Here is a 14625-nt window from a genome sequence, read left to right as displayed (position 1 = left end):
ACGTATTAATGATTTAAAAAGACGAGGGAGGAAGCAATTTCTCTCATATGTTGCAGATCTGCCCACAGTATAAAGTAATGATAGGTTTCACCTTGAATGTGCACAGGTTTTGGATACGCGATAATGAAAGCAGACTGCCCCATCATATCGGGGGATTGATCGGCAGAAGGAAAAATAAAGCATGCTTGTTGATTATGCATATGTGCCGGATAAACAAAAGGCATAGAACCATAAGGCCGTAATGGGTGAAAAGCTTCGGCATGACAAACTTCCTTGATCGTTCCCTCTGAAGAAATCGCCGATATTTGAAAAAATCCGTCCGTACCCTCGTATCTTACATCGTTCACCCTTCGCCAATGCGAAGGATAGCTGAATCTAACATTGTATTCTTCATTAGTGTAGGTTTTTCTATGCTGGTTAATCATCAGAGACGGAACCCATTGCAGAGCACTAATGCTGAATCCACTTAGTAACAGAGTAGAGTTAAGATGAAAAAAGTCTAACACCCACATTTCATGAGCAAATTCTTGGTCAGTACAGCCGCTAAGATAGGCGATTTGCCTGCCTCCCGGCGACCAGCTGACAGGTGTTGCAAAGCAGTTGGAAAGAGCCCAGGTCCTTTCATCTTCTCCTCTGCGTCCCACCGTTCGTATTTGCGAGAAATACCCACGGGTCTCGTCAAAAGCCGTAGCGCTAAAAGCAATTCGCATAGAATCAGGGGACCATGTTGGATAATAGTTTTTAGCTAACGGCCCTCCTTCCACTTCAAAAACATTTCCGCTTGAAAGTTCTACTGTCCTGATTAATGAAATACTTGCGCCTGGCGTGGTGTACAGCGCAAAAGCACCGTCAGGAGACAGCTCCACATCATGAAGCGGCCCCTCTGTATTGTCCGTGATTTGCCGCACATTTGCCCCATTCGTTTGGATGCGGTACAACTGACTGACCCCTGACTCATCCGGTGCTTGAAAGAGCAGCTCCCTGCCGCTTGGAAACCATTGAGGATTTGAAGCCCCGGGATAATCAATAAATTGAGCTCGATGGGATAGGAAATTATACAAAATAATTTGATCAAGCTTCGTATAGACCAGCCTTTCACCGCCAGGAGACCAATCAATTTCAAATCCAGCTCCGTCTGCCAGTTGATCTATCATGGCAATTGCTCCTGTGAAGACATCAACAACATAGAGAATTTGTCGTTCACCCACAAATGCAATCCTGTTGCCATCAGGTGACCAGATGGGATTAGAATACGCAGCACCTGCTCCATTTGTCAGTTGTACATTCATTCCGTTAAACAAGTTATACAACCAAAGATCATAGCGACCACTGCGGTCAGAGAGATAAGCAATGAAATGTCGATGCATGAAAACACCTTCCCTATAGTTCATTGCCTATATCTTATTCATTCCTGGCAGTATCAGTCCAAAAAAATAAGGCCTAACCATATTTCGGTTAGACCTCGCCGTCTTAATTTCTAATTCACTTTCTTTTCTTCATCTACAATCGATTGATAAATCTCGTCCAATGACCACGTCTTCCCCCGTTCATCATTATAAACCACATGTTCGCGGTTAAAATGGACGGGCGAATCCAATCCAGCCGCCGCCGCTATTCGGAATAACCCTTTTCGCATCGTAATGACATAATTCGCGGTACGCCATTTCTTTTCCTCGATGACGAGACCTTTCTGCAATTCAGGGTCTGTCGTTGCCACCCCGACCGGACAAGCATTAGATGCGCATTGGAGAGCTTGAATGCAGCCGACTGTAATCATAAATCCTCTGGCAATGTTGACAAGGTCTGCTCCCATAGCCAGGGCAATCGCAATTCGATCAGGTGAAAATAGCTTTCCAGAAGCGATAATTTTCAGTTGATCACGAACACCATATTTTTTCAAAGCGTTGTCTAATAAAGGCAAGGCAGACCGAATCGGCAATCCCACACTGTCAGCCAGTTCCTGATAAGAAGCCCCCGTTCCTCCCTCGCTGCCGTCGACTGAAATAAAATCAGGACACTTTCCGGTTTCTTTTATGTTCCTGGCTATTTCCTCTGCCTCGTTGGCACTTCCAATCACCACTTTCATACCAACTGGCTTGCCACTGTGCTCCCGAACCTGTTCGATAAATTCAAACATCGATGGAAAGTCACTGAATTCACGGAAGCGGTTCGGACTGTCAATGGATTTGAAGGGCTCGACCATCCTAATTTCGGCGATCTCTTCTGTCACTTTTTCAGCATCAATGTGACCGCCTCGGGTTTTTGCCCCTTGCCCGAGTTTAATCTCAAAAGCTTTTATTTCCGGGATCTCGCTTTTTTCCTTTAAAGCATCCCAACTAAAATTACCTTCGGGGTCTCGAACACCAAACATCCCTGGGCCAATTTGCATAATAATATCAACGCCGCCCTTGAGATGGTATTTTGAAAGACCGCCTTCCCCTGTATTCATCCACGTCCCCTTGGCAATCCCAAGCCCTTCCGATAAGGCGGTAATCGCATGGTCGCCAAGCGAGCCATAGCTCATTGCAGACATACCAATCTGCCCTCTGACAGCAAAAGGATTCCTGGCATTTTTTCCAATCACAATCGTATCTTCTTCGTTGAGCAAATAGACTGGAGATTCATCTTGCTCCAATTCTTCCTTTTTCTGTGTAAATAGGGGCTCTTTCAGCAATAAATAGCGGTCTGTTGTTACCTTCGTTTCTCTATCCATCTTTAATTCTTCAGACAGCTTCGGAAACATCGAGTTCCGCACATAATAACCTTCTTTTTCAAAGTCCCTCTGAGATCCAAAACCAAAGACATCTCGCTTATATTTGGCTTTATTCTTTATATGTTCATAGTCATTGCGTGAAAAAGGTTTCCCTTCATTGTCATTATTAAATAAATAGGACCGCATTTCTGGACCAATTTGTTGAAAGAAATGCCTCGCTCGCCCAACGACGGGATAGTTGCGCAAAATCGGATGCATGTCCTGCGTTCTATCAATAAAATATAGATAAATCCCTGCTATGATGATGACCAGCAATAGAATCGCACATGTAACGAAACCAATAACCGTCATGATATTAGCTATATTCATCATTAATCCCTCCTTATGTAATTCATTGTTAGGATTAACAAAAGTACGTAAAATCATTCGTCAACAGCAAAAGCAAATTACGCACTACATTTCACCTATTATCATAAGGTGTAAGAGGTTTTCAAAATCTTATGGACTTGGAGGTTCTATAAAAAGTGAATGGATATTACCTTCATCCTTACTTCAGGCATCCATACCCACAGGTAAATACAGACTATTTCAAGCAATCTTTACAGGCTTATCATACGTTATTTGACCAAGCTAAGATGATCCTGAACCACCTATTGTCTCACCCTGAGAAAATGCGGCGGCTTATGAGTTCAGCTCAGGAAAACAAGCAAGATGAGGTGGACCGTATCATTAAATCCACCGGCGTACCTTCAGATGTTAAAACGACCTATACTCCTAACTCCGTTACCTTTATCCTGTACGCAGATGCAGATAGCTTTGAGAATTGCTGTACTTTAACGATGAATTTAGTGTGGGGATTATATTGAATAGAGACTGAGGTATAATTAAAGCAATGATGTCATAAAACGAACGAAAAAAGATGAATAGTATAAACGCAGATCATTAGCGTAGTCAAAATACTACCTTCGACAGACTAAATCCAATTTTTCTCCTGCAATAAATGAATAATGCGTGCAGCTGAAGACTCTTCAGATTCTTGATCTGTATGCAAAACTAGTTCTCCCCTCAGCGGTGGCTCGTAGGGGGAATCAAACCCAGTAAAAGATGGGATCCCCCCTTTTCTTACCTTTTTATATAATCCTTTTGGGTCGCGTTTCTCACAGTCCTCTATCGGACAGCTCACGAATACTTCAAGAAACTCATCTTCCTCAAAATTATTACGAATTTGGTTACGGTCCGACCGGAAAGGGGAGATCAATGCTGCGATTACAATCGTTCCGCTATCTACTAAAAGCTTAGCTGCTTCACCAACCCTTCGGATGTTTTCTTGGTGATCCCTTTCCCCATAACCAAGATCATTGTTTAAACCTTGACGTACATGTTCTTCATCGAGTACATAGGTTTGCACCCCTTGTTTGTAGAGCTGCTGATTAATCAGGTTAGCTATTGTAGACTTTCCAGAACCTGATAGACCAGTAAGCCAAACCAAACCACTAAAATGATGATTTTTACGGTGATCATCTTTTTTTGAAATAGACGAAGTACCTTGCCGGGGCATGTTAGAATTCATCCCTTTCCCTCCTCATACTAAAACTCTTGCTTTAATGAACGAGTCTTTCCCTTTTGAGTCTGTACAGCTGCCTTCCGTCCGAAACCAGTCAACAGCAGAGTGGCTAGTATACCACTAGCAATCATTACAACTGTATAGAAATTTGACCTCAGGAATACCTCTGTTAAACAGTAAGCAAGGAGCAAAGAAATAATCGGAGAGGTGATCCAGACTTTCAATATTTGATAGATAATTCTCTTTCTCCAGATCTCTGTCCAGTTCTTCGTTGCCCCTACACCTACAATGGCTGACGTCGTAACTTGTGTCATCGGAATCGGGATCCCTAATAAGGAAGCTCCTACTACCAGGACCCCTGATGTTCCTGATACCATCACGCCGTCTGTTAAGGTTAAGGTAGAAATACGCTTACCATTTGTTTCAAGCACTCTTCCTCCTAATAAAATACTTCCAAGGGCTATAAACACTCCTCCAGTCAACAGTCCCATTTCCTTAGGTAAAACGCCCGCTCCAACTAGTGGACCAATTGCATTCGCTACGTTGTTCATTCCAGCAGCAAAAGCCTCTATAAAACCCGTAACGATCAGCAAAATCGAAATCCATTTGGAAATTTTTCTATTGGCTGAATGCTTGCGTTTTTTTCTCCAATAGTTCGCAACTAACCCAAAACAAAACGTCAGCGCAAAGGCAGCGACTGGTACAATAACCCAGAAGGTAACAACGTGGATTAAATTATCAAGGTAGAGTTGTTGTAATGAGATCCCTACCCCAACGATAGCTCCAACTGTTACTTCACTTGTCGAGAGCGGAATACCAATCATGTTTGTAAAAAATAGAGTAATGGCCGATACAGACAAGATAATGACAGCCGCCTGAACAGTCAGCAGTTCAGAAGCGATCAATCCCTTTCCTATCGTTTCCACTACTTCTCCACCCCACAATGCCCCAAGGAGCCCTCCTGCACCGCTTAGGATAAGAGCTGTTCGTTTCTTTTTAATAACTTGAGCGCCATAAGCAATCCCCATCGTTGCAGCCGATCCACTCGCTCCCACATTAAACGCAAAAAAACAGGAGACGGCCAGCCCTATTATGACCAGTGTCATGAGCGAGAGTCCTTAGCAGGCCCTGTGTGCAGACCACATTCTGTCTTTTCAAACCCCTGCCATCTGGAGGAACGATCGTTAGGATCATCTGAGGGGGTAGTGCAAGGCATGCAGCCAATACTAGCGTACCCCTGATCATGAAGCTCATTGTATGGAAGATTATCTGCTCGGATATGCCCCCAAACATCTTCCCAAGTCCAGTGAATAAGAGGACATACTTTGATCGAGCGGAATCGATCATCTCTATTCACAAAATTGGTCTCACTTCTGCTGGCAGATTGCTCGCGCCTTAACCCGGAAACCCATGCCGTCGCCCCTTTTAATGCTTCTTCAAGCGGCTTTATCTTTCTGATATAACAACATTGATCAGGATTTCGATTCCACAATTCATCGCCATGCTTGCTGGCTTGTTCCTTCAAGGTTAAATCCGGCTTTTTCATCGTAATCTGTAATTCTGGGAATCTTTCTTTGATTTGATTAATGAGATCATATGTCTCTTGAAAATGGACATCCGTATCCAGGAATACAATCTCTGCATCCTTCTTCACCTGAGAAATTAGATCAATTAATACAATCCCTTCTGCTCCAAAGCTGCACGCATAAACGATATCCTCATACGAACGATAAGCCCATTGCAGCACTTGTAATGCTTCTTGTTTATGATCTGCTGTAATTTGATCTGGGAAAGGATTTTCAAATTTAGAGTCATAGGTTAACACGTTATTGTTCATAGTTTAGTCCTCCTTAATAGATAACGTAAATATTTGTCAAAAGCAAAGAAAAAAAGGCAGCACTGCCCACTCCAGCAAGCAGCACTACCTCTAGTTGTCTAGTCAGCAGCAACATGATTCAATTAAAAAAATCCTCATCTTAGATAGCAATAAGAAGAGGATTTCTGACAATGAATGAGAGCTCTTCTTATCTATCAAGCCAATAGCTTGTTGGAGTTAGCACAGTACTATGACTAGTCTGTTGCCGGAGTTTCGTCGGGCCAAGTCCCTCCACCCCTCTGGATAAGAATTTGATTTAATTTTGTTACAGGAAAATATACAACAAGTATTCACTTCTGTCAAAGAGATTTTTCTAAAATTTGTTACTTGTGAAACCTTAAAACCCTTTATTCACAGTGATTTAGTCGGGAATGATAATGTTTAAACTTTTTTGAAAATTACTCTTGATTCCTTGTTTTATTTCGTGTAATGTAAGTCGCAACATCATGAAATGAATCACCAACTTATGGAATAACATTTAAATTTTTGTACTAGGTGATTAGTAGAAATCATACACTACGCTTAGACGAAATCTGCAACAAGTCATAAACTTCTTCTTGTGTATTAAAAAACACCAAAAAATTACATACATTTTCTTATCTAGAGAGGTGTAGGGACTGGCCCGATGAAGCCTCAGCAACCACTGGTATAACCAGACTGGTGCTAAATCCAGCAAGTTATTTAAAACTTGGAAGATAAGGAGAAGCATTAACTATTTTAAAGCCTTCTTCTTACAGAAGGCTTTTTTATTTTTTTAAAAGGAGAATGATCATGTCTACTACCTCACGTACGGAAACGAAGCTTGTTCATACAGGTAAAAACAACGAGGATGCTACAGGATCCATTAATGCACCTGTCTATTTCTCAACTGCCTATCAGCACCCTGGACTCGGTGAATCAACTGGCTTTGACTACTCGCGAACAGGTAATCCCACCAGGGCCATACTCGAACGTTCCATTGCTGAAATCGAACACGGAGAAATGGGGTTCGCATTCAGTTCTGGAATGGCGGCGATCCAAACTGCACTATCTTTATTCGCCCATCAAGATGAAATTCTTGTTTCAGAGGACCTTTATGGCGGAAGTTATCGTTTATTCGAGCACCTTTCCTCTCAATATGGTTTGACATTTCATTATTGTAACAGCCAGCATTTATCTGATATAGAACAATTTATCACTGAAAAAACAAAAGCCATTTACGTTGAGACGCCTACCAATCCGCTTATGCATGTAGCAGACATTCCCGCTATTGCGAAAGTAGCCAGGGAACATGAACTTCTGCTGCTTGTCGATAACACCTTATACACACCGCTCCTGCAACAGCCTTTACAAGAAGGAGCAGATATTGTGATCCATAGTGCAACAAAATATTTGGGCGGCCATAACGATACTTTGGCCGGATTACTTGTCGCAAAAGACTCCGTGATTTGTGAAAAATTAGCTATCCAGCAAAATACAACCGGTGCCGTCCTCTCCCCTTTTGACTCGTGGCTGCTCATGCGGGGAATGAAAACCCTCGCCTTACGAATGGAGCGGCACGAGAAAAATGCAAAGGCTATAGTTGCGTACCTGGAACGTCATCACGCCATTACGCATGTCCTTTACCCCGGTCGAGGCGGAATGCTTTCCTTTCGACTAGAAGCTGAGCACTGCATCGATCCTTTTTTAAGAAATTTGCAAGTTATCACCTTTGCCGAGAGTCTCGGCGGAGTAGAAAGCTTTATTACCTACCCAGCAACTCAGACCCATGCCGACATACCAGAAGAAAAGCGAAATAGTTACGGTGTTTGTAATCGGCTGCTCCGTTTTTCAGTTGGAATTGAAAACGTAGACGACCTGATATCAGATCTCGATCAGGCACTGAATCACTTTCGATCGGATCTATAGAATATTGAAATCGATCCCATACCTTTATTAAGAATAGGAGGAACAGTATGAACCTGAGAGAAGCCCTTCAAGAAAAAACTGTAGTAGGCGACGGTGCTATGGGAACATTGCTTTACTCTTACGGCATTGACCAGTGCTTTGAGGAGTTAAACCTTTCCCACCCTGACGAAGTCCTGTATGTTCACCAGGCGTATGTTAATGCTGGTGCTGACATTATTCAAACAAATACATATGGAGCCAATTATATTAAACTAGCACGTTATGGGTTAGAGGATAAGGTAAAAGAAATCAATACAACAGCTGTCAGACTAGCTAAACAAGCAGCAGCAGACAATACCTATGTAGTGGGGACCATCGGAGGAATTCGCGGCATTAAAAAACAAGCCGTCTCCCTGGAAGAAATCAAACGAACGTTTCGTGAGCAGCTATACTGCTTGTTGTTTGAAGAAGTTGATGGAATTTTACTAGAAACGTTTTATGACCTGGAAGAACTTATAACCGTGTTAGAAATTGCTAGAAAAGAAACCACTCTCCCGATTATCGCCCAAGTATCCATGCATGAACCAGGTGTACTTCAGGAAGGCACCTCCCTTGCTGAAGCCCTAGCGATCATAGAAAAAGCGGGGGCTGATGTAATTGGAGTCAATTGCAGATTGGGGCCATACCACATGGTGCAGGCATTAGAGAGTGTCCCTCTTCCAGAAAGCGCCGTACTTTCCGCTTACCCGAATGCTAGCTTGCCGGCTTACCAGGATGGCAGATTCGTTTACAAAACAGATGCGAATTATTTTAAAGCGAGTGCCCGCTCCCTTTATGAACAAGGAGCCAGACTTATCGGAGGCTGCTGCGGAACGACACCCGAGCATATTGCTGCAATTGCGAACGAAGTAAAAGGTATCAAGCCAATCGACCAAAAAAGCATTTCCATTCAGGAAAATGCCCCAGATTCATCAGAAGAAAATAAAGATACTCGTCCGCACCTTTACGAAATAGCAGAGGAAAGACCGTCCATTATCGTTGAGCTTGACCCACCGAAGCGTCTCTCTACAGATCGATATTTAAAAGGGGCGCAGGCGCTCCAAGAAGCTGGCGTCGATTCAGTAACATTAGCCGATAATTCGCTGGCCAGTCCGAGAATTTGCAATACAGCCGTTGCTTCCATTATCAAGCAAAAATTTGATATCAATCCGTTAGTCCATATATCCTGTCGCGATCGAAACCTGATCGGTCTGCAATCCCACTTGATGGGACAGCATACACTCGGAATCACCCAGGTCCTTGCCGTTACAGGAGATCCTACTAAAATCGGCGACTTCCCTGGTGCTACATCCGTCTATGACCTGTCTTCATTTGATTTGATTCATTACATTAAACAATTAAATAAAGGAATTTCTTTCTCTGGTAAATCGCTTGGAATGAATACGAATTTCTCCGTGGCAGCAGCCTTTAATCCAAATGTCCGCAACCTCAATCGAGCAGTTGGCCGTTTAGAAAAAAAGATCAAATATGGCGCAGATTACTTTATCAGTCAGCCTGTTTACAGTAAGGAGCAGCTGAAGGAAGTTTATGAAGCCACCAAGCATATATCAGCCCCTATTTATATTGGCATCATGCCATTGATCAGCTCACGCAACGCTGAGTTTTTGCACAATGAAGTACCAGGAATTACTCTTTCTTCGGAGATTAGACAGCGTATGGAAGCTTGCAGCCACGACCCCGTGCTATCCCAAGCCGAAGGGATAGCCATTGCAAAATCTTTAATTGATACTGCTGTTGATTACTTTAATGGGATTTATTTAATCACACCGTTTTTACGATACGAAATAACGGAAGAACTCACTCACTATATAAAGCAGAAAACACAAGCAGACACAGAAAGGAAGGTTGCAAATGGGAGCCACATTATTTGAACAACATCTCTCCAAACGAATTTTCGTACTGGACGGAGCCATGGGTACGATGCTGCAAAATGCAGGACTAGAGGCAGAAGACTTCGGTGGCGAAGCCTATGAAGGTTGTAATGAATACTTAAATATCACGTCACCCGAGGTGCTTGAAGACATTCATATTCAATACTTGGAAGCTGGGGCAGACATTATTGAAACAAACACATTTGGAGCAACTGATCTTGTACTCGACGAATACGAGTTAGGTCATTTAGCGGAGGAAATTAATCGAAAAGCGGCACAAATTGCTAAAAAAGCAGCCGAGCAATTTTCAAAAAACGGTCACCCCCGTTTTGTAGCTGGAGCTATGGGGCCTACGACCAAAACATTATCCGTGACAGGAGGAACAACATTTGAAAACTTGGTCGATTCCTATGAAGAACAAGCAAGAGGCTTGATCAAAGGTGAAGTAGACCTGCTCTTGTTAGAGACTTCCCAGGATATGCTGAATGTAAAGGCAGCCTACCTTGGAATCACTCGAGCCTTTACATCCCTCCAGCAAACACTTCCTTTGATGATTTCAGGGACGATCGAGCCTATGGGTACAACACTTGCAGGGCAGTCGATCGAAGCTTTTTATTTATCGCTGGAACATATGAAGCCTGCTGTTGTCGGATTAAATTGTGCAACGGGTCCGGAATTCATGCGTGACCATGTTCGTTCACTTTCAGAGCTTGCTACCACCTCTGTCAGTTGTTACCCAAATGCCGGGCTTCCTGATGAAGAAGGACACTATCATGAAACACCTGAATCTCTAGCTATAAAGGTTGCCGGTTTTGCAGAAAAGGGGTGGCTGAATGTCGTAGGTGGCTGCTGTGGTACAACACCTGATCATACAAGAGCACTCGCGGAAGCTGTCAAGAGCATCGAACCTAGAAAGGTGCCTTCTTCCCATCCGCATGCCGTTTCAGGAATCGAACCTTTTATTTATGAAGATAAAAATGACCGCCCTATTCTGATTGGTGAGAGAACCAACGTAATCGGCTCCCGCAAATTCAAACGGTTGATCGCTGAAGGGAAATTTGAAGAAGCTTCGGAAATTGCGCGGGCTCAAGTGAAGAAAGGCGCCCAGGTGATTGATATTTGTCTCGCTGACCCAGATCGCGATGAAGTAGAGGATATGGAAGCATTCATGAAACAAGTCATCAATAAAGTGAAGGTTCCATTGATCATCGATTCAACCGATGTGGCCGTTATTGAAAAAGCGCTCACCTACTCGCAAGGAAAAGTGATTATCAATTCGATCAACCTTGAAGACGGCGAAGACCGTTTTAAAGAAGTCCTTCCACTCGTACAACAATACGGTGCCGCCGTCGTCGTCGGGACCATTGATGAAGAAGGAATGGCGCTTACTGCCGAGAGGAAACTTGCGATCGCCAAACGCTCTCGCAATATCTTAGTCGACGAATATGGTCTTGATGAAACGGACATTATTTTTGACCCGCTCGTCTTCCCTGTTGGAACTGGTGATGAACAATACATCGGCTCTGCTAACGAGACGATTGAGGGAATTCGATTAATTAAGGAGCAGCTGCCAGATTGCCAAACTGTTTTAGGGGTCAGCAATGTCTCCTTTGGCCTCCCTCCAGTTGGAAGGGAAGTTCTCAACGCCGTCTACCTTTATCATTGCACAAAAGCAGGACTTGATTATGCGATTGTAAATACCGAAAAGCTAGAGCGATTTGCTTCCATAGCTGAAAAAGAAATTAAACAGGCGAATGCTCTGCTTTTTCAAACGACTGATAGCACACTTGCATCTTTTACAACCTTTTACCGCGGTAAGAAAAAGGAAGTTAAAGCACCAACAGCAACGATGAGCTTACCCGAACGATTGGCCCACTATGTAGTGGAAGGAACTAAGGAGGGATTACTCCCCGATCTTGAAAAGGCGCTGGAAACGTACCCGGCTCCTCTAAAAATTATCAATGGACCACTCATGGAGGGAATGGCTGAAGTAGGACGTTTATTTAACGATAACCAGCTTATTGTAGCCGAAGTTCTGCAAAGCGCAGAGGTAATGAAGACTTCCGTTGCTTATCTAGAACCCCATATGGAAAAAGATGATACGTCCAATAAAAAAGGGAAAATCCTTCTTGCGACCGTCAAAGGCGATGTGCACGACATCGGGAAAAACCTTGTAGATATCATTCTAAGCAACAACGGTTTTGATGTCATAGATCTCGGAATTAAAGTCACTCCGCCTGAGCTAATCAAACAAATTAATGAGGAAAAGCCTGACTATATTGGATTATCAGGGCTGCTCGTCAAGTCAGCCCAGCAAATGGTATTAACCGCCCAGGATCTGAAACAGCAAAACATCGATCTGCCGATATTAGTCGGTGGTGCTGCGTTATCAAGAAAGTTTACGAATACAAAAATTGCTCCTCAATATGAAGGTACAGTCTTTTATGCAAAAGACGCAATGGACGGACTAGGCTTAGCAAACCAGCTTTGTCAAAAGGAAAAACGAGAGCTGTTAATTCACCAGCAAAAAGAGAAACAGGCCAAAGCTATCACGAGAGGAAGCGAGCAAACCAAGGTGCAATCAGCCACAGCCGTAGCTGAAAAGCCAGTATCCAACATTTCTAAGACCGTCCCGATTTACCACCCGCACGATTTCGAACAGCATATTTTACGAGATTATTCCATTGCCCATATTAAACCTTTTATCAACATGCAGATGCTGATTGGTCATCACCTTGGGCTAAAAGGGAGATTTTCCAAGCTATTAGAAGATGGAAATAGAAAAGCTCACCAGCTGAAAGAGGTGGTCGATGAATTACTATTGAAAGCTGAAAGAGAAAACTGGATACAGCCGTCCGCTCTCTACCAGTTCTTCCCCGCCCAATCCGATGGGGATGATGTAATCATTTACGATCCCGCTGATCAAAAAACGATCTTAGAACGCTTTACTTTTCCTCGGCAATACAAGGAGCCGTTTCTTTGCCTGGCAGACTATCTGCGTTCAGTGTCCAGCGGGGAAATGGACTATGTTGGTTTCTTCTCCGTTACGGCCGGTAAAGGCATCAGGGAGCGCTCTTTAGAGATGAAACAACAAGGAGAATATTTAAAGAGTCACGCGTTACAAGCATTAGCCTTAGAAACGGCAGAAGGATTAGCCGAACACATCCACCAGCTCCTGCGGGATAAATGGGGATTCCCTGACCCAACGGATTTCACGATGCAAGAACGCTTCTCAGCCAAATATCAAGGGCAGCGGTATTCATTCGGCTACCCGGCCTGCCCCGATTTAGACGATCAGAAAAAATTATTCCAATTAATTAGTCCGGAAAAGATCGGGGTTGAATTAACTGAAGAATGCATGATGGAACCCGAAGCCTCCGTCACGGCCATGGTTTTTGCCCATCCTGAAGCGCGTTATTTTAACGTTCATTAAGTATTGAAAAAAGATACGAGCTCTAAAAGGAGGAATTTTAATATATGAATGCTTACAACGATCGAGTAGAGACTAAATTCATCCATTCTTCAACCAATCATGATCATACGGAACATAATACGGGTGCCGTTAACGTTCCTATTTACTTGTCATCCACCTACCATCAAGAAAGCTTTGATCAGTTTGGCCTGTATGATTACAGCAGATCCGGCAACCCAACAAGGCAAATACTAGAAGACACCATTGCAGACTTAGAGGGCGGTCAAAGAGGCCTGGCGTTCGCCTCAGGCATGGCAGCCATTTCCGCCGCCTTTATGCTTCTTTCTTCAGGGGACCATGTACTCGTATCGAAAGATGTATATGGAGGCACTTACCGCCTGATCACAGAGATACTCAATAAGTACAATATCGAACATACTTTTGTAAATATGTCCGACCTTAACGAAACGTGCAGTGCCATCCAGCCAAACACAAGAGTGCTCTATATTGAGACACCTTCAAACCCATGCCTGAATATTACCGACATTGAAGGAATCGTAAAATTAGCAAAAGCCAATGACTGTTTGACTTTTGTTGACAACACGTTTATGACACCCCTTTACCAGAATCCGCTTGTGCTGGGAGCCGATGTTGTGCTTCATAGTGCCACCAAGTTTTTATCCGGCCACAGTGACATTATTGCAGGCTTAGCCATCACGAAGACTGAAGAGCTTGGTGAAAAATTAGCTTTTATTCAAAACTCATTTGGTTCAATCTTAGGGGTTCAGGATGCTTATCAATTAATCCAGGGCATTAAAACCCTGGGCGCGAGGCTGTCACAGTCTTCTGAAACAGCAGAAAAAATCGCCATGCATCTTCATCATCATCCGTTGACGGAAGACGTTTACTACCCTGGTTTATCTTTTCACGATGGATACCCCATCCATGGCAGACAATCTAAGGGATCAGGTGCCCTCCTATCCTTTCGATTACCAAGTAAGCCTGCTGCCAAAGCATTTGTAGAAAACATTCGTCTGCCAGTTTTCGCTGTAAGTCTTGGTGCGGTCGAGTCGATTCTATCTTGTCCTGCCACCATGTCCCATGCAGCTATGCCGGCAAAAGAAAGAGAAGCCAGAGGCATTACCGATGGGCTGCTAAGACTTTCCGTTGGATTAGAACATCCGGACGATTTAATCAAAGATATAGATCAGGCTTTTGAAGCCGCCGAACAGACTATGAATAAAAAAGGTATTTTGTTGTAAA

10 protein-coding genes and 2 riboswitches are annotated in these 14625 nt (G+C 43.4%); of the genes, 5 read left to right on the top strand and 5 right to left on the bottom strand.

Annotated features, from left to right (window positions below; translation table 11 throughout):
• Positions 1-5: 5 nt before the first annotated feature.
• Together B5354_RS03310 and B5354_RS03305 are read right to left on the bottom strand one after the other, a co-directional pair.
• Positions 6-1367, bottom strand: coding sequence for a hypothetical protein (locus B5354_RS03310; RefSeq protein WP_217700244.1), 1362 nt, complete (start codon positions 1365-1367; stop codon positions 6-8).
• A gap of 110 nt (positions 1368-1477) precedes the next feature.
• Positions 1478-3082, bottom strand: coding sequence for an FMN-binding glutamate synthase family protein (locus tag B5354_RS03305; protein ID WP_079525892.1), 1605 nt, complete (start codon positions 3080-3082; stop codon positions 1478-1480).
• Positions 3083-3237: 155 nt separating this feature from the next.
• Here B5354_RS03305 and B5354_RS03300 point away from each other — a divergent pair, with 155 nt between their 5' ends.
• Positions 3238-3579 (top strand): YuzC family spore coat inner layer protein, encoded by a 342-nt coding sequence (locus B5354_RS03300; RefSeq protein ID WP_079525890.1) that lies wholly within the window; start codon positions 3238-3240, stop codon positions 3577-3579.
• Positions 3580-3686: 107 nt separating this feature from the next.
• Here the strand turns inward: B5354_RS03300 and cysC are convergent, their stop codons facing one another.
• Genes cysC through B5354_RS03285 form a run of 3 tightly spaced genes read right to left on the bottom strand, consistent with a single transcriptional unit; the run spans position 3687 to position 6114 of the window.
• Positions 3687-4283, bottom strand: a complete 597-nt coding sequence (cysC, locus tag B5354_RS03295; RefSeq protein WP_079525888.1) for an adenylyl-sulfate kinase — start codon at positions 4281-4283, stop codon at positions 3687-3689.
• 17 nt (positions 4284-4300) lie between these two features.
• Positions 4301-5383 (bottom strand): sulfate permease, encoded by a 1083-nt coding sequence (locus B5354_RS03290; RefSeq protein WP_079525886.1) that lies wholly within the window; start codon positions 5381-5383, stop codon positions 4301-4303.
• On the bottom strand, positions 5380-6114 hold the full coding sequence (locus tag B5354_RS03285; protein ID WP_079525884.1) for a phosphoadenylyl-sulfate reductase: 735 nt from the start codon (positions 6112-6114) through the stop codon (positions 5380-5382). The genes B5354_RS03290 and B5354_RS03285 overlap by 4 nt, the downstream gene beginning before the upstream one ends.
• 184 nt (positions 6115-6298) lie before the next feature.
• Positions 6299-6403, bottom strand: a riboswitch (SAM riboswitch).
• Between the two features lie 343 nt (positions 6404-6746).
• Positions 6747-6855: riboswitch (SAM riboswitch) on the top strand.
• A gap of 69 nt (positions 6856-6924) precedes the next feature.
• Between B5354_RS03285 and B5354_RS03280 the strand changes: the two genes are divergently transcribed.
• The 4 genes from B5354_RS03280 to B5354_RS03265 are packed head-to-tail and all read left to right on the top strand — an operon-like array spanning position 6925 to position 14624.
• The gene (locus tag B5354_RS03280) at positions 6925-8040 is read left to right on the top strand and encodes a methionine biosynthesis PLP-dependent protein (RefSeq protein WP_079525882.1); all 1116 of its coding nucleotides are present in this window, start codon (positions 6925-6927) and stop codon (positions 8038-8040) included.
• Positions 8041-8087: 47 nt separating this feature from the next.
• Positions 8088-9950, top strand: a complete 1863-nt coding sequence (locus tag B5354_RS03275) for a bifunctional homocysteine S-methyltransferase/methylenetetrahydrofolate reductase (protein WP_079525880.1) — start codon at positions 8088-8090, stop codon at positions 9948-9950.
• Positions 9931-13383: a methionine synthase gene (metH, locus tag B5354_RS03270; protein WP_079525878.1), complete on the top strand. Its 3453-nt coding sequence runs from the start codon at positions 9931-9933 to the stop codon at positions 13381-13383. Before B5354_RS03275 ends, metH begins: the two co-directional genes overlap by 20 nt.
• 44 nt (positions 13384-13427) lie before the next feature.
• Positions 13428-14624, top strand: coding sequence for an aminotransferase class I/II-fold pyridoxal phosphate-dependent enzyme (locus B5354_RS03265; RefSeq protein WP_079525876.1), 1197 nt, complete (start codon positions 13428-13430; stop codon positions 14622-14624).
• Position 14625: the final 1 nt, after the last annotated feature.

The organism is Halobacillus hunanensis (assembly GCF_900166655.1).
Lineage (GTDB): Bacteria > Bacillota > Bacilli > Bacillales > Halobacillaceae > Halobacillus_A > Halobacillus_A hunanensis.
This window is presented reverse-complemented; position numbering and strand designations above follow the sequence as displayed.